Source organism: Colwellia sp. Bg11-12, assembly GCF_014076955.1.
GTDB lineage: Bacteria > Pseudomonadota > Gammaproteobacteria > Enterobacterales > Alteromonadaceae > Colwellia_A.
The window spans coordinates 156,127-179,197 of the sequence record NZ_JACGUZ010000050.1 but is presented as its reverse complement, the minus strand read 5'-3'; the positions used below and the strand labels follow the sequence as shown (position 1 = coordinate 179,197).

21 protein-coding genes are annotated in these 23,071 nt (G+C 36.7%); 16 read left to right on the top strand and 5 right to left on the bottom strand.

What is annotated here, in order from left to right; genetic code table 11:
* Positions 1 to 124: 124 nt before the first annotated feature.
* The 9 genes from H4J39_RS02695 (at position 125) to H4J39_RS02655 (ending at position 9,053) form a co-directional block, all read left to right on the top strand.
* Entirely contained in the window at positions 125 to 1,204 is a 1,080-nt protein-coding gene (locus H4J39_RS02695; protein WP_182225862.1) for a pilus assembly protein PilM, read from the top strand.
* Positions 1,192 to 1,782: a PilN domain-containing protein gene (locus tag H4J39_RS02690; RefSeq protein WP_182225861.1), complete on the top strand. Its 591-nt coding sequence runs from the start codon at positions 1,192 to 1,194 to the stop codon at positions 1,780 to 1,782. The genes H4J39_RS02695 and H4J39_RS02690 overlap by 13 nt, the downstream gene beginning before the upstream one ends.
* Positions 1,779 to 2,387, top strand: coding sequence for a type 4a pilus biogenesis protein PilO (locus H4J39_RS02685; RefSeq protein ID WP_182225860.1), 609 nt, complete (start codon positions 1,779 to 1,781; stop codon positions 2,385 to 2,387). Before H4J39_RS02690 ends, H4J39_RS02685 begins: the two co-directional genes overlap by 4 nt.
* Complete coding sequence (locus tag H4J39_RS02680; protein WP_182225859.1) at positions 2,384 to 2,923, top strand: pilus assembly protein PilP; 540 nt, start codon at positions 2,384 to 2,386, stop codon at positions 2,921 to 2,923. Before H4J39_RS02685 ends, H4J39_RS02680 begins: the two co-directional genes overlap by 4 nt.
* Positions 2,923 to 4,980, top strand: a complete 2,058-nt coding sequence (locus H4J39_RS02675) for a type IV pilus secretin PilQ (RefSeq protein WP_182225858.1) — start codon at positions 2,923 to 2,925, stop codon at positions 4,978 to 4,980. Before H4J39_RS02680 ends, H4J39_RS02675 begins: the two co-directional genes overlap by 1 nt.
* 157 nt (positions 4,981 to 5,137) lie before the next feature.
* On the top strand, positions 5,138 to 5,656 hold the full coding sequence (gene aroK, locus H4J39_RS02670; protein WP_182178947.1) for a shikimate kinase AroK: 519 nt from the start codon (positions 5,138 to 5,140) through the stop codon (positions 5,654 to 5,656).
* A 32-nt stretch (positions 5,657 to 5,688) separates the two neighbouring features.
* Positions 5,689 to 6,753 (top strand): 3-dehydroquinate synthase, encoded by a 1,065-nt coding sequence (gene aroB, locus H4J39_RS02665; protein ID WP_182225857.1) that lies wholly within the window; start codon positions 5,689 to 5,691, stop codon positions 6,751 to 6,753.
* A 24-nt stretch (positions 6,754 to 6,777) separates the two neighbouring features.
* On the top strand, positions 6,778 to 8,145 hold the full coding sequence (locus H4J39_RS02660; protein WP_182225856.1) for an SPOR domain-containing protein: 1,368 nt from the start codon (positions 6,778 to 6,780) through the stop codon (positions 8,143 to 8,145).
* A gap of 89 nt (positions 8,146 to 8,234) precedes the next feature.
* Entirely contained in the window at positions 8,235 to 9,053 is an 819-nt protein-coding gene (locus H4J39_RS02655) for a Dam family site-specific DNA-(adenine-N6)-methyltransferase (protein WP_220462104.1), read from the top strand.
* Positions 9,054 to 9,059: 6 nt separating this feature from the next.
* On the opposite strand, the gene H4J39_RS02650 is transcribed toward H4J39_RS02655, so the two are convergent.
* Positions 9,060 to 9,290, bottom strand: a complete 231-nt coding sequence (locus H4J39_RS02650) for a DUF2970 domain-containing protein (RefSeq protein ID WP_259368729.1) — start codon at positions 9,288 to 9,290, stop codon at positions 9,060 to 9,062.
* 297 nt (positions 9,291 to 9,587) lie between these two features.
* Here H4J39_RS02650 and H4J39_RS02645 point away from each other — a divergent pair, with 297 nt between their 5' ends.
* Entirely contained in the window at positions 9,588 to 10,763 is a 1,176-nt protein-coding gene (locus H4J39_RS02645) for a sensor domain-containing diguanylate cyclase (protein ID WP_182225855.1), read from the top strand.
* A gap of 64 nt (positions 10,764 to 10,827) precedes the next feature.
* Here H4J39_RS02645 and nagB read toward each other — a convergent pair whose 3' ends face one another.
* Together nagB and H4J39_RS02635 are read right to left on the bottom strand one after the other, a co-directional pair.
* A complete protein-coding gene (gene nagB / locus H4J39_RS02640; RefSeq protein ID WP_182225854.1) occupies positions 10,828 to 11,634 on the bottom strand; it encodes a glucosamine-6-phosphate deaminase in 807 nt (268 codons plus the stop codon).
* 250 nt (positions 11,635 to 11,884) lie between these two features.
* Positions 11,885 to 12,574 (bottom strand): TorF family putative porin, encoded by a 690-nt coding sequence (locus tag H4J39_RS02635; RefSeq protein WP_182225853.1) that lies wholly within the window; start codon positions 12,572 to 12,574, stop codon positions 11,885 to 11,887.
* Between the two features lie 419 nt (positions 12,575 to 12,993).
* On the opposite strand from H4J39_RS02635, the gene rpe reads away from it, so the two are divergent.
* Together rpe and trpS are read left to right on the top strand one after the other, a co-directional pair.
* Positions 12,994 to 13,668 (top strand): ribulose-phosphate 3-epimerase, encoded by a 675-nt coding sequence (rpe, locus tag H4J39_RS02630; protein WP_182225852.1) that lies wholly within the window; start codon positions 12,994 to 12,996, stop codon positions 13,666 to 13,668.
* 32 nt (positions 13,669 to 13,700) lie between these two features.
* Entirely contained in the window at positions 13,701 to 14,708 is a 1,008-nt protein-coding gene (gene trpS, locus H4J39_RS02625) for a tryptophan--tRNA ligase (RefSeq protein ID WP_182225879.1), read from the top strand.
* Between the two features lie 85 nt (positions 14,709 to 14,793).
* On the opposite strand, the gene H4J39_RS02620 is transcribed toward trpS, so the two are convergent.
* The gene (locus H4J39_RS02620; protein WP_182225851.1) at positions 14,794 to 15,771 is read right to left on the bottom strand and encodes an FHA domain-containing protein; all 978 of its coding nucleotides are present in this window, start codon (positions 15,769 to 15,771) and stop codon (positions 14,794 to 14,796) included.
* Complete coding sequence (locus tag H4J39_RS02615; protein ID WP_182225850.1) at positions 15,762 to 17,015, bottom strand: serine protease; 1,254 nt, start codon at positions 17,013 to 17,015, stop codon at positions 15,762 to 15,764. The genes H4J39_RS02620 and H4J39_RS02615 overlap by 10 nt, the downstream gene beginning before the upstream one ends.
* A gap of 142 nt (positions 17,016 to 17,157) precedes the next feature.
* Between H4J39_RS02615 and H4J39_RS02610 the strand changes: the two genes are divergently transcribed.
* The 4 genes from H4J39_RS02610 to feoB all read left to right on the top strand — a co-directional run bounded on the left by H4J39_RS02610 (position 17,158) and on the right by feoB (position 22,910).
* The gene (locus H4J39_RS02610) at positions 17,158 to 17,592 is read left to right on the top strand and encodes a CBS domain-containing protein (protein ID WP_182225849.1); all 435 of its coding nucleotides are present in this window, start codon (positions 17,158 to 17,160) and stop codon (positions 17,590 to 17,592) included.
* 191 nt (positions 17,593 to 17,783) lie between these two features.
* Positions 17,784 to 19,979: a TonB-dependent receptor gene (locus H4J39_RS02605; protein ID WP_182225848.1), complete on the top strand. Its 2,196-nt coding sequence runs from the start codon at positions 17,784 to 17,786 to the stop codon at positions 19,977 to 19,979.
* A gap of 490 nt (positions 19,980 to 20,469) precedes the next feature.
* Complete coding sequence (locus H4J39_RS02600) at positions 20,470 to 20,694, top strand: FeoA family protein (RefSeq protein WP_070375663.1); 225 nt, start codon at positions 20,470 to 20,472, stop codon at positions 20,692 to 20,694.
* Positions 20,694 to 22,910 (top strand): ferrous iron transport protein B, encoded by a 2,217-nt coding sequence (gene feoB / locus H4J39_RS02595; RefSeq protein ID WP_182225847.1) that lies wholly within the window; start codon positions 20,694 to 20,696, stop codon positions 22,908 to 22,910. Before H4J39_RS02600 ends, feoB begins: the two co-directional genes overlap by 1 nt.
* Positions 22,911 to 23,071 lie beyond the last annotated feature (161 nt).

Sequence of the window (23,071 nt, the reverse complement as noted above, 5' to 3'; positions counted from 1 at the left end):
GCATGTAATAAATGTATTTATCTCAAGTTTGTGCCTAATATATAGCAATACAATTAAGTTTATTATAATTTAGTTATTTAATTGGTGTTGTTATTGGTAAATTTATTCATATTAGTAGGATGTTATGCTCAGTAGTTTTTTAAAAAAAAATACATCTTTAATAGTTGGTATTGATATTGGTTCTCATGCAATAAAAGCGGTTTTGCTCGGTCAAGATGATAATGGATATATTCTCGAAGCACTAGCAACAGAAGTTATGCCCCGTGGGGCTATTATTGACCGAGAGATCCAAGATATTGATGCTGTTGGCAAAGTTGTCGCTAAAATAAGAAAAGAGATTACCTCTTCAGTGAAGTTAGCTGCAGCGGCAGTTTCTGGACAAACAGTTATCACTAAAGTTATCTATATGGATGTTAATTTGTCTGAGTACGAACTTGCCAGTCAAATTGAAATTGAAGCGGACAGTTTAATTCCCTACCCTTTAGATGAAGTTAGCTTGGATTTCGAAAAGCTTGATATTAATGAGGCAGATCCCTCTAAGGTTAATGTTCTATTAAGTGCGGCACGTACCGAGTCAGTAGAAGCGAGAGTTGCGGCCTTAGAGTTAGGGGGATTTCAAACCAAAGTGATTGATGTTGAGTCATATGCGGTGAGTCGGGCTTATGATCTTAGTCTGTCGCAATTGCCTGATGATGCTAAAGACAAAATTGTTGCTATTGTTGATGTGGGAGCCGTGATGACTCTATTTTCTGTCACGGATGCGGGAACGCATATTTATAGCCGTGATCAACTCTTTGGTGGTGAACAATATACCCGTTCAATTGTCTCTTATTACAATCAAACATTTGAAGAAGCGGAACAGGCAAAAATAACTAATGACTTACCACCTAATTATACCTTTGAAGTTTTAGGGCCCTTTCATACCATTTTTACTCAGCAAATTCGTCGGGCAATTCAAATGTTTTTAACCTCCAGTGGCAAAAATAAAATAGATTATCTTATTGTTTCTGGTGGTAGTGCTAATGTAGAAGGTCTAGAAGCATTGCTAACCGAAGAACTAGGCATTCATACCTTCATCGCCAACCCATTTAAATCGATGTCTGTTGCCGAAAGTATTGATCAAGAAATGCTCGATAAAACGGCTGCTCAATACATGGTGGCAGCAGGTTTAGCATTGAGGAGTTTTGTGTCATGGCATTTATAAATTTACTCCCATGGCGTGAAGAAGCCGATAAAGCTCAACAGCGTGAATATTTCACATTATTGACGGTTGTTGCCGTTGTCGCTTTCGCGTTAGTCTTTGCGGTTAGCCAATTTTATCAAATGCGTGTAGATGGACAAAATTCACGGAATCAGTTTTTAAAAACTGAAATTAAACTTTTAGATGCACGTATTATAAAAATCAAAAATTTAAAAGAAAAGAAAAAAGAGTTACAAAAAAGAACTGAAGTGGTGGAACAGCTTCAGAGAAGCAGAAATGTTGGCACACAAGTACTTGATGAAATAGCAAAAATAGTACCAACAGGTGTTTACTTAACACGTTTAGAAAAACAAGGTAATAGCATTAAAATTATTGGAAAAAGTGAGTCAAATAACCATTTAGCGAATATGATCCGAGAAATAGAAAGCTCGCTGTTATTTACTGATGCAATTTTAGAATCTATCACCACCAATGAAGCAACAAACAAACTCCTTAGTGACTTTAAAATGCGTGTGCGTATTAAAGGTTTATTAAATAGCACAGAAGACGCGAAACCGGTCAATAATGGAGGTAAATCATGAACATAGATTTAGCTCAGTTTTTTGAACAATTTGAGGGGTTAGAAGCCGACAATATTGGGCAATGGCCAAAAGCCGCGAAGATAACCTTAGCTGTTTTTATAGCCTTAGTGGTTTTGGCGTTAGGATATTTTCTATTAATAAGTAGTAAGATAACCACACTCGATAATTATGTGGCAGAAGAAGTCTCACTAAAAAGTCAATATCAAATAAAATATCATGTAGCTGCTAATCTAGAATTATTTGAACAACAAATGATAGAAGCTGAGGCCTTATTCGCCAATCAATTAAGGCGTTTACCTGAAAGTCATGAAACGCCAGGTTTGCTTGACGATATTACTTTTGTAGGGACAACAAGTGGGCTGAAGTTTGTTAAACTCAATTGGCAGCCAGAAATAACACGTGAAATTTATATTGAGCTTCCTATTGATATTGAAGTGGAGGGTTCGTACCATGAGTTTGGTAATTTTGTTAGTAAAATAGCAGGGTTACCTCGCATTGTTACTTTGCATGATTTTGACGTACACATAAATAAAATGGCCAATGGTTTACTGAGTTTAAAACTACAGGCAAAAACTTATCGTTATAGAGAGGCTGAAGAAAAATGAAAAAATCAGCATTATTTATAATGGTTCTTATTGGTGCGAGTGGCTGTTTTGATGATACGAGTGATTTACGGACTCATATCGCTACAGTGCAATCAAAGACGCCAAATGTCATTGAGCCAATGCCAGCCATATCAACATTTGGTCACTTTGATTATTCAGCTCAATCATTACGAAGCCCATTTGATAAACCAGAAGCTGAAGCTATTCAGCAGAAGATTCAACAGATGTCAGGCTGTTTAAGTCCGGATCCTCGTCGGCGCAAGCAACCCTTGGAAAAGTATCCATTGAGTAATTTATCAATGCGAGGCACTCTAGGTGAAAAAGATGTTATTTGGGCGCTTCTAGAAGCGTCTGATGCAACAATACATAGAGTAGCGGTTGGTAGTTACTTAGGATTGAACAATGGTCATATTACGACGGTTAGCCCATTTGGTGTTAAAGTTATCGAGTTGATTTCTGATGGCGCAGGTTGTTGGGTAGAACGAGAAACGACGATTAAAATGATCAAGTCAGGTACAGAGGGGCAAGAGAAGTAATGTTGCTATTTAATAAAATGAAAAGTCACCACTCAATTCCATTAGCGATAACTCGAAGTATTATCGCTGTAATGATGCTCTATTCGTTTGCTTTTTCAGCATGGTCTAGTGATCTAATCGGTATCAAATATAACACTTTACAAAATGATGAAATAGAATTGCAGTTTGAACTGACAAAAGAAATTGTCAATCCACCTGAAATGAAAACCGTGATGAATCCTGCTCAAATTAAAATCACTTTTGATGCTGATAATTTCAATGAAAACTTATTAAAAACCTCTGTTGAACATGCGGGTGTTAGCCATATTAGTGTTCAAAGACTCGCTGGAAAAGTTGTTGCAACGGTGCATTTAGATCAACTTTCAGTTTTTGATATTCAACAAAAAGGTAATTTATTTTCGTTAATTCTTAATAAAGCTATTGGAGACTCTCCGGTTACTCGAGTAAATCCATTGGGTAATAACTTCATTAATAACATTGATTCGATAGATTTTCGTAAGGGTGATAATGACGAAGCACAAATACTCGTTTACCTTGATGATAGTATGGTTGCTGTTGATGTCGCTGATAAACTTGGCAAATTGTACATCGAATTTCATAACACACAAATTATTGACGACTTACTCTATAAATTAGATGTTACTGACTTTGGTACCTTAGTCACTGGTATCGAAACGTTTAAAGAAGGGCGCAATGCAAAACTTATTGTAGATATTAATAGTGACTTTACCTTTAAACATCAACAGCTTAACAATGTTTTTTCATTGGTTGTTGTTAAAAATGATAAGGCGCCTGGCTACTTAGAAGAAGATGCTGACTTTAGTGGACGAGCTATTTCTTTGAATTTTCAAGATATTTCAGTTAGAACCGTTTTACAAATAATAGCCGATTACAACGGCTTTAATTTAGTCACAAGTGACAGTGTTTCTGGTAATGTGACTTTGCGTTTAGATGGTGTTCCATGGGATCAAGCCCTTGATATCATATTAAAAGTAAAAGGTTTAGATAAACGTATGGAAGGCAATATATTAATGGTTGCCCCCAGTGATGAACTTTCAGCTCGTGAAGCCCGTGATTTACAAGCGAAACAACAGGTTGCTGAACTTGCGCCGTTATATTCAGAATATGTACAAGTGAATTATGCCAAAGCAACTGACTTTGCTAACCTCATTAAGAATGATGAAAACAGTATTTTATCAACACGCGGGAGTGTCAGTGTTGATGAACGAACGAATACCTTATTAATTCGTGATACAGCTAAAAGTATTGAAGATATTAAGCGAATGGTAAATGTTTTAGATATCCCTGTACGCCAAGTTATTATAGAAGCGCGTATGGTAACAGTTAAAGACAGTATTAATGAAGAATTAGGTATACGTTGGGGGGTTACTGATACTGACGGTGAATATGCCGGTTCTGGCTCGTTAGAGGGAGCTAATTCTGCAGCAAGTGGCCTAGTACCTGATTTAGCTGACCGATTAAATGTTAACTTACCGGTAGCCAATCCCGCGGGAAGTATTGCTTTTCAAGTGGCTCGATTAGCGGATGGCACTATTTTAGATCTTGAGCTAAGTGCTATGGAGAAAGAAAATAAAGGTGAAATCATTGCGAGTCCACGCATTACTACCGCTAATCAAAAACAAGCCTATATTGAACAGGGTGTTGAGATCCCATACCAAGAGGCATCTTCAAGTGGTGCAACGTCAACACAGTTTAAAAAGGCAGTACTTAGTTTAACCGTTACACCACATATTACACCAGACGATCGTATCATATTAGATTTAGTCGTTACTCAAGATACGGTATCCGATGTGCAAAATGGTCAAGCACCTGCAATTGACACGCAAAGAATAGGTACACAGGTGTTAGTAAACAACGGTGAAACAATTGTTCTCGGTGGTATTTATCAACAAGCAATTATCAGTACTATATCAAAAGTACCTGTTTTAGGCGATATTCCCTATTTCGGTTGGTTATTTAGAAATAGCAACAACTTTAATGAGAAAAAAGAACTATTAATTTTTGTGACACCGCGCATCGTAACTGAGCGTTTTTAAACAAGTTTGTGAGTTACTAAGTAATTTCATTTTATTTTCGTCTTAGTTAACTTGCAATTTACACCGAACAATTGCGATAATTACGCCCTCAAAATTTTCGGAGGGGGTTCCCTCATATTTGTAAACGTAATTATTTATACGAGCTGAAGTTAATCTAATGGCAGAAAAACGTAATATTTTCCTTATCGGGCCTATGGGCGCTGGTAAAAGTACAATTGGTAGAGAATTAGCTGACAGGCTACATCTTGAATTTTTTGATTCTGATCAGGAAATAGAGCGCCGAACAGGTGCAGATATCGCATGGGTTTTTGATCTTGAAGGCGAAGAAGGCTTTCGTAAAAGGGAAGAAGGTGTGATTGAAGACCTTAGTGAGAAGCAAGGTATTGTTTTAGCTACAGGCGGTGGTTCAGTAATAAGCACACAAGTACGTAATCGTTTATCAGCAAGAGGCATAGTTGTTTATTTAGAAACAACCATAGACAAGCAAGTGGCACGTACACAGCGTGATCGTAAACGTCCATTATTGCAAACCTCTGAAGAGCCACGCACCGTACTTGAAAATCTAGCAGTAGAACGCAATCCTTTATACGAAGAAATTGCTGACGTTATTGTTAAGACTGATGATCAAAGTGCTAAAGTTGTTGCCCATAAAATTGTTGAGCGCTTAGATTTCTAAAAGCGAATAAGCAGTCAAAAAAAGATCCCAAAATGACAACGCTAAAGGTTGAACTCGGCACACGCAGTTATCCCATCTATATTGACAGCGGACTATTAAATGATAATAGTCTGCTGACTCAACACATCCGCGGAAAACGGATATGTATCGTTTCTAATAATATTGTTAAGCCGCTATACCTTGCTACTTTAAAAGCAAAACTAGCGGATTTTCAAGTCGATGAAATTATACTGCCAGATGGTGAAGCCCAAAAGTCATTAGCAAACTTTGATGTGATTATGTCGCATTTACTTGCCAATGGTCACGGTCGAGATTCTACTTTAATCGCGTTAGGTGGGGGTGTGATTGGTGATATTACTGGCTTTGCTGCCGCATGTTACCAACGAGGTATTAATTTTATTCAAGTACCTACAACATTACTTTCACAAGTAGATTCTTCTGTCGGTGGTAAAACAGCGGTCAATCATCCTTTAGGTAAAAATATGATTGGCGCTTTCTACCAGCCGAAAGCCGTACTTATTGATATTGATAGTTTAGTTACGCTGCCTATTCGCGAATTTAATGCGGGCATGGCTGAGGTAATTAAGTACGGTATTCTAGGTGATAGTGACTTTTTCACTTGGTTAGAAAAAAATATTAACAAAATAAAATTAGGGGATAAAAACACTCTAATTGAAATGATTAAAACCTGTTGCCAATGTAAAGCTGATATTGTTGCGGCTGACGAAACTGAAGCAGGTGTTCGTGCATTATTAAATCTAGGTCATACCTTCGGTCATGCTATAGAAGCTGATCAGGGCTACGGGAACTGGCTTCATGGCGAAGCTGTTGCTACTGGCATGGTACTTGCCTCTAAGTTATCAGTAGCAATGAATTTGCTTGAAGCGTCAGATCTTCGTCGCATTGAAACATTAATTGCCGCATTTGATTTACCACTAATAGCTCCTGAAAATATGGGGTTTGAAGAATTTATTTGTCACATGCGTCGTGATAAGAAGAATTTAGCAGGTGTATTACGCTTAATCGTACCCACCGCTATTGGTCAATCAGAAATGCGCGATGATATTAGTGAGGACATGCTTCAGCAAATTCTGTAATTTTTAATACAGAACAGGTGAACCATGTCTGCACAAGCACATGCCATAGAATATAATGCTCCCCAAAGTGTTACCACCATTAGCGCCAATGCGCGTGTTGACTATATTTTACGCTTTTCAAAGCATGCTGTATTGGTTGTTGACCAAGACGCTAATGTTTATTCTCAAGTAGCAAGTCAGTTTCTTGGCTCTTTGGGTAATGATCATAATGCTGCTTTTATTGCTATATCACCTAAATTAAACGATATACAAATTCGCTGTCGTATTGTTGAACAACTCTTCGCTGATACTTTATTTGATCCCGAACAGTCATTGGCTGTTAGTGTGATCAATTTAGCGAAGCAAGAAAAACAAACGATTGATATTGTTATAGAGCACGCTCAGTTTTTATCAGTACAGATTTTGCATGAATTATGTCAATTAACAGACATTGCTAAAAAAGCAAATTATGCCATTAGCGTTCTTATGCTAGGCACACCCCAAGCAGGGCTGACACTTGCGAAAAACAAATCATTATTTCATAAAAAAATATCGGTATTATCGGGTCAGACAGGACAATTATTAACGCTGAGTTCAAAAGCATTTAAAGGGAACACATCCTTTTTTAAATTGAACCGATTCACAAAGTGGACCATGGCTTTTATAGGCTTTGTCATTTGTTTAGTGTTCACAGGTTATTGGTTGTTTCAACAAGATGTTTTTAGTGAAAATACAAAGCTTAAGTTACAAGAGGTGGCGTCAAATTCCACCAGTATTATTTCCGCTTACAGTAAGAAAAACCTGAGCACATCGGCAGAAGTTGAAGACATTTTTATTTCTTTAACTGCAAATGAAAAAACAGTAAAAGAAAGAACAAGCGTTCCCGCCAAGCCTGCAGATATTGTTAAAGCGATTGTGAACTCTGAAAGTACCGCGACTGAATTAATAGCACCAAAATTAATTAATAAAGCCAAACGCTTTGAATCTTTTTTGGATGAAAATCCAAAAAAACAAAACAAAATAGTACCAAAATTAACATTAGTCGCCGCTGTATCAGACGATGTACTGAGTAAAACACCTAAAAGTAATGTTGGCTTAATTGAAAGTGTGGGTGCTAAAGCCAACTATTATAAGAGTGAACAGACTGGATTTGTTATTCAAATTGCTGGATTTACGCGTCTCTCTGTCTATCAAGAATTTATACCTGATTTTAACGATATAAACATTAGGAGCTACTATAGGCTCTTTAATCAACAAACTATGCTAATGATTACCTCAGAGGTTTTTAAAACTCGTTTAGCGGCTGAAAAAGCCATTACGTTACTGCCAAGTAGTATTCAAGTACATCAACCTTGGGTAAAGTCGGTTGAAGCAATTAATAATGAAATCAATGCTTATCAACTCTCCCAATAATAAGCTAATCAGGATACAATTCGTTTTCTTTTTTAAACGTCTATTTAAGCGTCATACTTAAATAATGAGTTGTAAGGCAAATGGGTTAAATGATTAAAAAGCATCGAGCATTTTTAAAGTGGGCTGGCGGAAAATATGGTCTCAGCGATGTGATTAATAAAATGCTACCTAAAGGTGATCGCTTAATAGAACCTTTTGTAGGTGCTGGCTCGGTATTTTTAAACAGTAAATATGAACATTACTTGTTGAATGATATAAACCAAGACTTAATCAACCTCTACAACATTATCAAAGAAAACCCGCAAAAGTTTATCAAAGATGCAGCTGTATATTTTACGCCTGAGTATAATCAAGCCGATGTATATTATCGGTTACGCGCTGAGTTTAATGCGAGTACGGATAGCTATTTTCGCTCGCTTGTTTTTCTTTATATGAACCGTCACGGTTATAATGGTTTGTGTCGTTATAATAAATCAGGTGGATATAACGTCCCTTTTGGTAAATATAAACGACCATACTTTCCTGAGAATGAAATGCTATTTTTTGCTGAAAAAGCAAAAAAAGCTACATTTGTTTGTGAAGGATACCGTGAAACATTTGCACGGGTAAAAACGGGTGATGTAATTTATTGTGATCCTCCTTACGTGCCTTTAAGTAAAACAGCTAGTTTTACGAGCTATGTCGGGAATGGCTTTGGTTTGGATGAACAAGCAGACTTAGCGAATATTGCAGAAGAGGTCACTGAGCAACATAAAATATCAGTGTTGATCAGTAATCATGACACTATTTGGACGCGCAAGATTTATGAACACGCGAATAAGCAAAAAACGATACAAGTATCGCGTACTATCAGTCAAAAAGCGACTAAACGTAATAAAGTTGCGGAGTTACTCGTTCTCTATAAGTAACTTACACTAGGGTAAAACCAAAGAAACAACCGCAATCAAAACGCCGATAAGAAGAGCAACACCTATAACGCCAGCTATAATGAAATGACTGAGTTTGCCTTCGCTAAAATCTCTCTCTCTATTATTATCACTCTGTACACCAAAAAAAGCGGCTCCAACGCTTTTAGCGGTCGCTTTAAAAGCACTGTTATTATCTGAAGAATTTGATTTTTTAGATAAATTTTCTGTTGGCATCATAAGATATTCTTGTCGGGTGGTAGCATCATAATCACTTACTTTACGTACTAAAACAATCTTAAATGTTTTTCTTTATACTTGTATCTAGATTTTACTGATATTTTATTTAAAATATTTTGCCCAATTAACGTCAGACTTATTCGTATTATTTGACGATTACATTGATCGTTTATTATGATAAAACTAGGTTTACATCATTAAAAAGATATATATTTTTGACATAAAAAATTAGCTAGACTATTCTGAATTGTACATTTCTCTAATTTACTGATAATAAAATAGAAAAAGGATTTTCAATTGAATACGGATTTATTAAATTATGTCAACTTTCCTGCTTTAATCATCGATGAGCATGGAGAAGTTATCAGTCGTAGTAAGCATATCAAGGATGTGTATCAAATAAATGAAGGAGACGACTTTTTTGCATTATGTGATAGTAAGGCGAGCTTGTCTGAATTCATTCTTAACTTTTCTAATATGCCTTTAGGCTCTAATGACAAATGTCTCACACATTTTAGTTTCATTAAAAAAAATATAGAAGTATATGTCAGTATTATTAATAAAAGCCCAATCCACTTTCTTATTGAATATAGTGCTGACCTTGTGCAGGATGCTTCGGTTGTAGACTTAGTTGACCATTCGAATAATTTACTCTCTTTAGTGGATAAAGATTATCATTATTTGTCGGTAAATGAACAATATTGCCATAAGTGGGGTATGGAAAAATTCGAGATTATAAATCAGCATGTTGCAACAGTACTTGGTGAAGAAGCCTTCAATAAAGTGGTAAAAAAAGAGCTCGATTTGTGTTTTTCTGGAAAAATAAGAACTTATACTGATTGGTTTTATTCGGAAAAGAAAAAACAAATGCTCTTTCTTAAAGTTGCTTACCAACCTGTTTTTGAGAATCAATCTGACCAAGTTAAATCTGTAGCGGTAACCGTAACCGATATTACGGATATTCAAGTTCAAAATGAAAAGCTCACTGAGCAAGCCTTTCATGATTCATTAACTACATTAGATAATCGACATGCTTTAATCGAGTATTTTGAAAAGATTTCAGCAACATTAACGCGAAATGATTGTTATACCTTAGTGATGATCGACTTAGACGACTTTAAGCGAGTTAATGATTTATATGGTCATAATGTTGGTGACGAACTTTTAAAAGCTTTTGCTACTAATTTAAAAAATACGCTACGCTCTGATGACTTCTGTTGCAGATGGGGAGGTGATGAATTTGTGTTGTTATTGGCGCAAGGACAAACAATTCAAACATTGGAAGTCGCTACAGAAAGTATTAATGAGCGATTTTATGCACTACAAAAAAAAGTTTATCATGTTGGTGAACAACAATTATCATTAACCTTTTCATTTGGTTTAGCATTCTTTCCTGAACAATCAAAAAACTTAAAACAATTAATCTCGATAGCGGATTTAAAAATGTACAGTGAAAAAAATGTCAAAAGTTGAGTTAATTCTCTAACTTAAAAAGGCGCTAATATTTATTAGCGCCTTTTTGTTAAGCTTTATCGCGTTAATAATTATGATAAAAGCCATAAGCTTCGTTTATTTTACGATGCTGTTTGTCAGCCCAAATATAATACTCATGATCTTTTAGCTGACTTGCTGCGGCTTTATCTAACAAGATAATTGCATTCTCATGCATTTGTAATGCTGATGCTGGGCACATCGCTGATAACGGGCCAGTGATCATTGTGTTCACCGCCTTTGCTTTACTTTCTCCGGTAGCCATTAATAATACATAGCGTGCATCCATAATCGTGGCAATACCCATAGTCATTGCCATGGTCGGTTGTGCTTCACCTTCTTTAAATAGGCGGCTATTATCCGTTAATGTTTGTTGAGTTAATGTTTTTATACGGGTACGAGATGACAAACTTGACGTTGGCTCATTAAAACCAATATGACCATTCGCGCCAATACCTAATATTTGTAAATCTATACCCCCTAATGATTTTATTTTATTTTCGTAGTTAAGCCCTTGCTCACGAGGGTTTTGATCATTAGTGCAGGTAGGTAGATAGGTGTTGTTTTGATCTATATCGACATGGTCAAATAAATGTTGTTTCATAAAACTACGATAGCTTTGTGAATTTTCAGGATTAATATTATGGTATTCATCAAGATTAAATGAAGAGACGCGACTAAAGCTCAGTCCTTCATTTTTATGTTTGTTTACTAATTGTTGATAGAGACTAATTGGCGTGCTGCCGGTAGCTAGACCTAGAACAGGTTTGGCTTTTTTACTGATTAATTCGCTAACCCAATGGGCTGCATTTTCTGCGACTTGTTCAGCATTATCAAAAATAATTATTTGCATGTAAAATCCTTAAAATTTAATTTAATTAAGTGTAAATTTATAATTTCACTAATGGATGCAAATAGTTATTGTGATGAAAGTCGACTTTTTACCTAGCTAAAACATCTTATTATAATGTATTAAGTCTCTTAGCTCTGCTGTCGTTTATTTTTAAATCAACACAGATTTTATTCTACTACGGTGGGAGTTTTTTTGCACTGTCTTTAAAAGGAAGTGTAGCCAGTAATTTATATTACTGGCTTTGGTATTGTTATAAGTCGATATCAACAGCATAAGAAATGACAAATTTCATGTCATCGTTATCCATATCTGTATCAGATACAGCAAAGGTAAAACCGTCTTTACTTAGGCTAACACTGAAATCGTTATAGTCTTCTGCAACCATAGCGTCATCAAAAGAATAATCACCAATATGGAACGCTAATGTTAAGCCATCAGCGACTTCAAATTCAGCGTCGGCAGAAACATATAAACTTGCATCAGCAAATGCCGCGCCGTCATCATTATTAATACCGTAGCTGGCTGAAAGTGAAAAATATGAATAAGACAAAGCACCATATATTTCACCAAAATCATACTCATTTGAATGGTCAGTCTGTGCTGAGTCAGGGTAAGCATAATAGATATAACCTACATCGTAACTCACTACATCACTGAGTTGACCGCTAAAACCTAAGTAAAAATCTAATTCAGCACTCGCATCATCACCAAAATCAATGTTTGAAGCCCATGTTCCAGCATAAAAGCCAGAATCGTCTGCGTAATCAATACCTCCAGATATTGCTGCAGCGTTATCTGTTTGGCTTACACCACGCCATATATAGTTACTGGTAGCGCCAACATTAGCAGATAAACCTTCAACGGCTGTAGCTTGTGTTGATAACAATGAAGTGGCGGCAAGTAAAGATGTCAACGAGATTGATAATAGTGTTTTTTTCATGAGAGTCTCTTTATATAATGGATTTTTTATTTACTATTCTACTACTACACAAGACATTGCAAGGTGGATGCCTGTACGACCAAGTTATATGAATAAATTTTTATTTAACAATTTCAATCAATTAGGGCGCTGATGTTGAGGTTGCTCTTTAATTATTATGAAAAATGAGCTTTTTTGGTGCAATTAAAAAGCTAACGCTCATAAAAAGAGCATGAAATAGAAGCACATTTTTAAGTAAATGATTCAATTTCTTAGTCCTTTTATAAAGACAAGAATATTAAAAAATTAACAGTAGAGTAAAAAGAGTTGTTCGTTCGATGATTATCATTAAGTTAAATGGTGCAGGGATGAATGAATCTATAGAGTTTTCCCTTAGGTCATTGTTATAATAGCGCGCAATATTCTAAAAAGGTTTATCTATGTCTTCGTTTTTAATTGCTCCTTCTATTTTGTCTGCTGATTTCGCACGTTTAGGTGATGATGTTGCTAAGGTCCTAGCTGCCGGTGCTGATGTTGTGCACTTCGATGTAATGGATAATCATTTTGTACCCAACTTAACGTTTGGCCCAATGATTTGTCAGTCACTACGCGATTACGGTATTACTGCACCCATTGATGTGCATTTAATGGTAAAGCCTGTTGATAGTTTAATTCCCGGTTTTGCTAAAGCAGGGGCTGATATTATTACCTTTCATCCGGAAGGGAGTGATCATATTGATCGTACTTTGCAATTGATTAAAGACCACGGTTGTAAGGCTGGGCTTGTATTAAACCCTGCAACACCATTGCATTGCTTAGATTTTGTTATGGATAAACTTGATGTTATCTTGTTGATGTCAGTTAACCCTGGCTTTGGTGGGCAATCATTTATTCCTACCACGTTAGATAAATTAAGATTAGTAAAAGAGCGAATAGTTGCTAGCGGCCGTGATATTCGCTTGCAAGTTGATGGTGGTGTTAATGCTGATAATATTGCAGAAATAGCAGCAGCGGGCGCTGATATGTTCGTCGCAGGTTCAGCTATCTTTTCAAAACCAGACTACAAAGTTGCCATTGACGAAATGCGCACTGAATTAACGAAAGTTAGCCAATAGATTTATAAACAAATTAATTAAAATAAAGAGAAATCATGAGTAAACCTATCGTATTAAGCGGCTGTCAGCCATCAGGTGATTTAACCATTGGTAATTATTTAGGTGCGTTAAAACAATGGGTGAGTATGCAAGATAGTCATGAATGCTATTACATGCTGGTAGACCAACACGCTATTACTGTTCGCCCAAATCCTGAAGACTTGAGAAAAGCGACACTTGACGGCCTAGCATTGTATTTAGCATGTGGTGTTGACCCTGAAAAAAGTACCATATTTATTCAATCGCATGTCCCTGAACATGCTCAGCTGAGTTGGGTGTTAAATTGTTACACCCAAATGGGCGAGTTGAATCGAATGACTCAATACAAAGACAAGTCTCAAAAGTCTGAAGCAAATATGAATTCTGGCTTATTTACTTATCCGGTATTAATGGCTGCAGACATTCTACTTTATAATGCTGACCGTGTACCTGTAGGTGAAGACCAAAAGCAGCACTTAGAATTAGCACGAGATATTGCAACGCGCTTCAATAATCTTCATGGCGAAACCTTTACTGTTCCAGATCCTTATATTCCTGAATTTGGCGCACGGGTAATGAGCTTGCTTGAACCGACTAAAAAAATGTCAAAGTCTGATGCTAATCCAGGTAACTTTATTGGCCTATTAGAAGACCCGAAAAAAATCAGTAAAAAAATTAAACGTGCCATGACTGATTCCGACGAAGAAGCTAACATCTATTTTAATATTGAAGAAAAACCCGGTGTGTCAAATTTATTGTCTTTATTGTCTTGTTGTACAGGTGAAACTGTTGAGCAATTAGTGCCACAATATGAAAATAAAATGTATGGGCATTTAAAAGGCGATGTTGCTAATGCAGTGGTTGCCTTATTAGAACCGATTCAGCAAAGGTATCAGGAAATTCGACATGACCAAGCTTATTTAGATTCTGTTATGAAAGCAGGGGCTGAAAAAGCGTCTGCTCGAGCGAGTAAAATACTAGCAAAAGTTTATGACGCAGTAGGTTTCATCCCTCGCCCATAATTTATAACAAGTTAGAATGCTACGACAAAAAAGGCTAACGATGACTCGTTAGCCTTTTTTACTTTTGCAATTTAATTATTGTTGTTTATTTTTCTTCTTTTTTTGCCGCTTCTTGGGCATCGTTAAATAACGCTTTGCTGTTTTCAAGAAACCCTTGCACATTATTACTGCCAGTAAACAAATAACTTGGCGCCAGTAAAGTGCTATTAAAGGCTGGTTGGATACTAAATTCAGGTTTTTTACTTAATTTAATTAAAAAGCTACCACCAAATAACAACAAGGTCATGCAACTCGCGATTACTGTTCTGCGTTGGTTACTCATATGGAAACCAATATGGCAATTTAACCAGAATAAACAAAAAGCTAATACGATTGGTAATAAAGCGGCAATCACACCAAACATTGACTGAGATGAAGCATTAAAGCTTACTATATTTTCAATGAAATCACTTAACCACATTAAATTGTAAAAGACGAAACAGATACCTAACTGTCCCCAAAATCGAGCATCGTGTTTTGTTAAATGAGAAACCAAAGCAACACCGGCAGGCCAAAGCGAAAAGAGCAACGTCATACCAATGGCAGGAACTAATAGTTGGGTAAAATTAACCTCCACGGGGTTGTGAAGATTAAATAACCAACCGGTGACACTGGCAAATAATACAATACTTAACGTTAAGAAAATAGGGTGCCTTGTGAGCGTTAAAAGGCTTTCAAAAGAGCTAAAACTGACGCTTTCAGGCACAGGATGCTCAGGAAAAACAATTCGCACTAAGCTTTTGCCAAGAATAAACACTTGCCCAGAATGAACTATATGCTCATTAACTGCTGATTTTGTTTTTGAAAATTCGTCTTCATAGAAGCTACCATTAACAGATCCGTTGTCATTTAAGACCCAATGCTCACCATTGAAGTTTAGGTTAAGGTGTTGGGCACAAATATGTGGGTCTGCCATAATAATATCATTATCATAACCACGACCAATATTAACGTTATTTTGTAAGAACTTATGGCGAGCGATTAACTTATGGGAGCGGGTGATTTCTTCAATGATTATTTCCATGAGATAGACTCCATAAATTTCTCTGTGAAATTAAGTGCACTGTTTTGGCTAACGCCCGCAATGGTAAAGTGGCTTAATAGCGCTTCATCACCCTTATCAACAGAAATCGCTATGTATAAAACATCAAATAAATTGGGAAAGTCTTTATAAGCGCGCGTACAAAAAACAGATTTATTGGTAATTGCCTGGTTTGATGGAGTAACAATATCGTGCTGACATTGATATTCAGAGACATCATCTTTACCTGCTTTGTTACCCGGCATAACTTGGTTTAGTTGGCGTTCAAAAATTTGATAAAACTTGGTATCGCTAAGCTCTTTTGCTTGCATATACCTATATTCCATTTCAATTGAGCCAGTGAAAAAATCATTTGAAATATAAGTGTTTTCATCTAAAGAACAATTGGCCACAACAGCTAAAACAATGGCGTCTGCTTTGTCAGCATTTGACTCCCCCCAGCAACGAATAAAAGGAATATTAACTACCGGTATTAACCCTTCGCCTAAAGGTCGCATTTGCCATTCGCTACTCAGTAACGTTGTTATTAATTTGTCTTGATTATCAGCAAGCTGTTGCGCCATTTGTGCTTTAATATTTTCAGGTTCAGATACTTTATAGCGCTCATACAAGTTAAGCAATTTATCATGTGGCACTAAAAATCCGATTTGGTTACCTGATGTGGCAACATTTATGCCCACAACCTCAGAACGTTTGTTGACAACAGGTCCGCCACTCATTCCCGAGTTTACCGAGCCAGTAAAATGGATTCGGTCGTTGAATGATTCTTTTTTCAACCCGTTATAGGTGCCGGGTACTACTATCATGCCTAGATCATGTGGGTTTCCTAAAGAATAAAGTTCTTCACCTTTGTGGGGAACACTTTGCGCAATTTCAAAAAAAGGCATTTCGCCATCAGTGACCCTTTTGACTAAGGCTAAATCATTAATAACATCAACACTCTGTAACGTAAGTGGAGCTTTTTTACCTTGATGATCAAAAATTTCAATAGTGTATTTATTTGGATGGCGCGCATAGCCAGAAATAACATGATAGTTAGTGGCTATTAAACCGTCGCTGCTGATTTGAAAACCCGAACCAATAGATGACTTTTCACCACTGGCAATATCGATAAGTCGTATTTGATAAAGTGATGGAGCAAGTTTTTTGAATATTTCTTCTGCTTGTTCAGTGGCATAACTTATTGTGCTAATACACAATAAAATTAAGGTAGTTAAACCCTTCATTTATATTCCTTATTTTTAGTCTTTCCTCATTGTGCCACTGTTAGGCTAATTGTCATCTATTATCCCCAAATAAAGTAAATTCTCTTTGTCGTTTTGGAGTATATTCTATAATTAATAATAAATTGATGAGAGGGAGAGGATAATGAAAATAGCAAGCATCATGACGAAAGGGTTTGTTAGTGTGTCTTTGGATGATAACTTACTGACGATAAAAAATATTTTTGAATATGCTAGTTTTCATCATTTACTCGTTGTTGATAATAAAAAATTATCAGGGGTTATTTCAGACAGAGATCTTTTAAAGGCGCTTAGCCCCTATATTGGCACGGCTGGAGAGCTAGCCAGAGATTTAGCGACTTTAAACAAAAAAGCTCATCAAATTCAGAACAGAAAGCTAATCACGCTAACACCCGATGCTAATGCCTTTGATGCCATAGATATTTTTAATCATACTAATACGTCGTGTATTCCTATTGTTGATAATAATAATATGCCAGTAGGGATATTAACCTGGCGTGACATTATGAAAATGTTAGGAAAAAGAAATGCAGCGCAAACTGCAGAAACAAAAACCTAGTCATTTACTCTCTTATTGATATTTATTATTCTGACATTTATTAACCACTGTTTGATTTAGACGAAATAAGTGGCTTTTTATTGCGACAATATGTCGCACTTCTTTGTTTTTCCTTTGTTTTCAAAAGCTCTAGCTAGCAGAATAACGTTATACCCATTTTCTATATTTAAATAAAAATAAGTGAAATACCTATGACGTTTTCAATTAAGCCTATTGTTTTGGCAATAAGTTCTCTTCTACTTTCTAATAGCTTTTGTTCAGCCAATGCTTTTGCCAATAATACGGTTGCTCCAAATGCGAGTGAAGCTAACATAGATGACATTGAAGTGATCACCATCACTAATCAGCGCCACCGTCTCGGTATTGAAAATAATGAAAGCTATGCACAAGGTAAAACGACTGAGCCAGACTTAGCTCGTTGGCTAATGTCGGTGCCAGGTGCAAATGTTAACAGAAATGGCCCTGTAACAGGTATTGCGCAATATCGTGGATTATACGGTGATCGCATTTCAACGACCCTCGATGGTCAAGCCGTTATTGGCGCTGGACCTAACGCTATGGACACGCCACTAAGTTATTCAACACCACTTATTGTCGAGTCAATGACCGTATATCGGGGTATTGCACCTGTTTCTGCAGGTATTAACACCATTGGCGGCGCTATTGATGTAAAAATGCGTAAAGCAGAGTCACATAATAGTGACAAATTAGCCGTAGATGGAGATTTACAAGTTGGAGCAAGAAGTAATAACGAAGCACAAACGTTATCCTCAGTCGTTAATATTGCTAAAGGTAATCTAGGCGGTTTGTTTTACGCCAACTTGCAAGACGGTAACAGCATGGAAAGTGGTGATGGTAAAAAAATATCACCAACAGTTTATGCTAAACGTCAGTTGGGTGCTGATTTGCGTTATGTTGGCGCTACGAGTGAAACCGGTTTCAGTTACCATTATACCGATACACAAGATTCAGGTACGCCAGCATTACCGATGGATATTGAATATATCTTCAGTCATCGAGCAAGTTTAGACGGTAATTTTATGTTGGCAGACTGGCAAGCTGACTGGTTATTAGGTTATACCGATGCGGATCATGGCATGACTAATTTTGATATGCGACTTAACAGTAACCCTGAAAAATATCGTCGCAATAACGCTACAGGCATAACGACTAATTTTAAATTTACGGTTGGAAAAGCGTTTTCTTTTGGTGGTTTATCATTTGGTTTAGATGGATATTTAGCTGAACACGACTCTGTGATCACGAATCCAAACAATGCAATGTTTGAAGTCGTTAATTTTAATGATGTTGAAGATAACCGTCTTGGACTATTTGCTCAGTGGCAGCAAACCTATAGTGAGACTAAAATTCAGTTGGGGGCACGCTTAAAAAGAGCAGAATCTGATGCTGGAGAAGTAGCAACATCAATGGCCATGATGATGCCTATGGCGAGCACTATGAATACAATCAATTCTGGTATGAGCTCAACGATGCCTAGTATGGCTGATTTAGCTAAAAACTTACGTGATAACTTTAATCATAGTGACCGCAGTGTAGCTGATACTAATGTCGATATCGCGTTAAGTACTGAAACACAATTATCGACAGAATTATCACTGTATATGGGGCTCGGTTTAAAAAATCGTGCGCCATCATATCAAGAGCTTTATCTTTGGACACCTATGGAGTCAACAGGTGGTTTAGCTGACGGTAACACTTATATTGGAGATATAAATCTTAAAAGTGAAACGGCGTATCAAGCGGATATTGGTTTCACTTATCAAACCCCCAAAGCGATGATTGCACCTCATGTTTTTTATCAAAATATTGATAACTATATTCAAGGTACACCACTAGGTATGTCAGATATGTCAGCAAAAATGATGGCTCAGATGATGTCGGGAGACAACAATCCTCTTAAATTTACTAATGTTGATGCCAAACTTTATGGGGCTGACGTAAACGGTCATTACTATGTCAATGATCACATTCAGCTATCAGCAGTGGTCAGTTATGTTCGCGGTGAACGTCGTGATATTAACGACAACTTGTATCGTATTGCGCCATTAAATGGTCAGATAAGTGCCAGTTACTTTACTGAAAATTGGTCAGCAAACTTAGCTTTAGTTATCGCGTCGGCACAAAAAGATGTTTCATTAACGAACCTGGAAAAAGTAAGTGCAGGTTATGGTGTCGTCAATATAGATGCGCAGTACTACGTTAATAATGAATTAACTCTTCGTTTTGGTATTGATAACCTGCTAGATAAAGAATACCAAAATCATTTAGGTGGCTATAACCGAGTTAAAGGCAGTGAAATTACACTGATGGACCGTTTACCTGCTGAAGGTACAAGTGGTTGGGCTGAAATGACATACAGCTTTTAACTTGCTAATACTAAAATAATGATAAATATTGGCGCTTACCGATAAGTGAATATAGCTTATTGGTAAGGCTTGCCGGTTCTTATTTAAACAATAGTGGCAGGTGTGAACATACGGGATCAAAAAGAGTAGAAGTCACTTTCGCCATGAATTTGAAATCTCAGTAATACACGGTTAGTCACCTCGTTTATTATTTCTGATTTTGAACACAGTGACGAGCTTCTTCATCTATTGATGCCATCATACTATTGACATGAGGGAGCACATTTACGGTTGCTGAACTTCTAGTTTTAGGGGAGTCGTACATAAAAGTCGACTCATATTTTTTACACTAAGAATATGGATCGTTTGTTAGCTAATGAATTTCCAAAGTAAATTAGCGGGTAGATTATTTTTTGCTGATTTAGATCAATTCCGCTGTCATATACGCTTGCTGAAAAGTTAATAGTAAAGTAGAATCAAATGATAATCATTATTATTTGAGTTGTTGTTTATGACCCTTTCACAATTAACGCGTACCCAGCGAGCGGTGATCAGAACGTTACCGACAAATTTCGATTTAACGTCAAAGTTAATCGAGCAAGGATTTGCGTTAAAAACTGAAATATCATTAGCCCATAAAGCTCCATTTAATGGGCCACTTGCCTTTCACCTCCATGGTACTAAGATTTGTTTAGCGCCAAGTATTGCTCAACAAATAGGTATAGAAATAGTCTAATGTCACAAGCTTTACATTTGGCTCTAGTTGGTTTTGCCAACTCAGGAAAAAGCACCTTTTTTAATGCCTTAACTGGTGCGAAACAACAAACTGGAAACTGGACTGGTGTTACTGTAGCGACAAAACAGCATCATTTCTCATTTAATAATAATCAAGTTTTACTCTCAGACTTACCTGGTATTAGCTCTCTTGCAACTCGATCTGAGCAAAGTAAAGATCTGACTATTACTCAAGACTTTCTTAAAAACAAAGGCATTGATTGTTTGATCAATGTTGTTGATGCGACTCAATTAAAGCGCCAACTGTATTTAACCACACAATTACTTGAACTCGGTTTACCCTTATTACTGGTTATTAATAAATCAGATCGCAAAGAAGCTCAAACAGTTGACACCAATATCTTAGCCAAAGAACTGGGCTGTAAAGTTATTATTGCCAATAGTTTAGCTAAAGATACTTTAAAGAAAGTTGAAGAGGCTTTACTTGAATTACCTAAAGCGACTCAACGTCCTAAAAAATTAATTTTATCACCAAGCATCGTTAGTAAACTTGCTGATCAAAATTCAACTGAAGCCTTGATTGACCTTGAATGTGGCTCTTGTAATGATCAAGGTGCTTGTCAGCAAACGAATACTGATGCTATTAGTATTATGCAGGCGCGTTATGAATTCATTCAGCAATTATTGATTGATATTAAAAAAAATCTGCCAAACTCAAAAAAAGAACCTGAGATAAGTTTGAGTGATCGCCTTGACCATTTTATTCTTCATCCATGGTTAGGTGTTCCCGTTTTCCTGGGCATGATGTACTTATTGTTTATGTTTGCGATTAATGTAGGTAGTGCTTTTATTGATTTTTTTGATATTTTAGCTGGCGCTATCTTTGTTGACTATCCTCTACACTTTTTATCCAGTTTTGATTTACCTCAGTGGCTGCTCACTCTCATTGAAGGTGCTGGCTTAGGTATTCAAACAGTCGCGACTTTTATTCCAATCATCGCTTGTTTATTTATTGGCTTATCGATTTTAGAAAGCAGTGGCTACCTAGCGCGTGCAGCGTTTGTGGTTGACAGTGCTATGCAAAAAATTGGTTTACCCGGTAAAGCTTTTGTGCCTTTAATTGTTGGTTTTGGCTGTACGGTTCCTGCTGTAATGTCAGCACGAATTCTTGATAGTGAGCGCGAACGTATCACTACGATAATGATGTCGCCGTTTATGTCATGTGGTGCGCGTTTACCCGTATATGCGCTATTTGCTGCTGCATTTTTTCCTGACTCAGGACAAAACTTAGTTTTCTTACTGTATTTAATCGGAATAGCCGCGGCTCTTTTTACCGGCTTCTTATTAAAGCACACGGTATTAATGGGTAAAAATTCTGTCAATATTATGGAATTACCGCTTTATGAAATACCTAAACTTTCTTATCTTGTACATCGTGTTTGGCAACGCACTCGTTCATTTATTTTGGGAGCGGGTAAGACGATTGTTTTAGTGGTTTGTGTCCTTAACTTCTTTAACTCATTAGGTACTGATGGTCAGTTTGGTCACCAAGACTCTCAAGAGTCTGTATTAAGTAAAAGTGCTCAGGTTGTTACCCCTTTACTTGCACCGATGGGAATTAAGGAAGACAACTGGCAAGCAAGTGTCGGTATTATTACGGGTTTGTTTGCCAAAGAAGCGTTAGTGGCTACTTTTAATAGTTTATATACTGATACAAATGCTGAAAAAGAGGCATTAAAATCGATGCCTGAACTGTGGAATGATGCAGTAGATTCAATAAAAGAAAACTTATTAGGTATTCAAGCTGACGACCCTTTAGGAACTGATATCGGAGATGTTACCAACTTACATACCGCCGCAGAACAGCAGGGTGTTAACGAGGGAACCTTTACGGTTATGCAAGCGGCATTTGCTGGAAAAATCGGCGCATTTAGCTACCTGTTATTTATTCTACTGTATACACCTTGCGCAGCGGCAATGGGTGCAATTAAAAGTGAAGTAGGAACTCGTTGGGCTTCCTTTGCAGCTTTATGGAGTTTTTCACTTGCCTATTTGGCGGCTACATTCACTTATCAAGTGGCTACCTTTACTGATAATCCGTTGTCAGCAGGCGTTAGTATATTGATCGTTATTGGTATTTTTGCGGCGATATATTATTGGCTAAAACGTTTTGGAAAAAGTATTTTAACAATACCTACACAGGTTTCTTATTATTAATTGAACTTAGGTTGTTGTTTATTAAATACCGATAATTTTTTATCGGTATTTTTTTGAGTAAAATACTTGTTAGCAGGCTTTGGAGTTAACTGACAAGGCTGAAACGTCTATTTACTGATAGGCTAAAATTGATTGAGAAGTAAAGTTAAGTGTTTTAAATA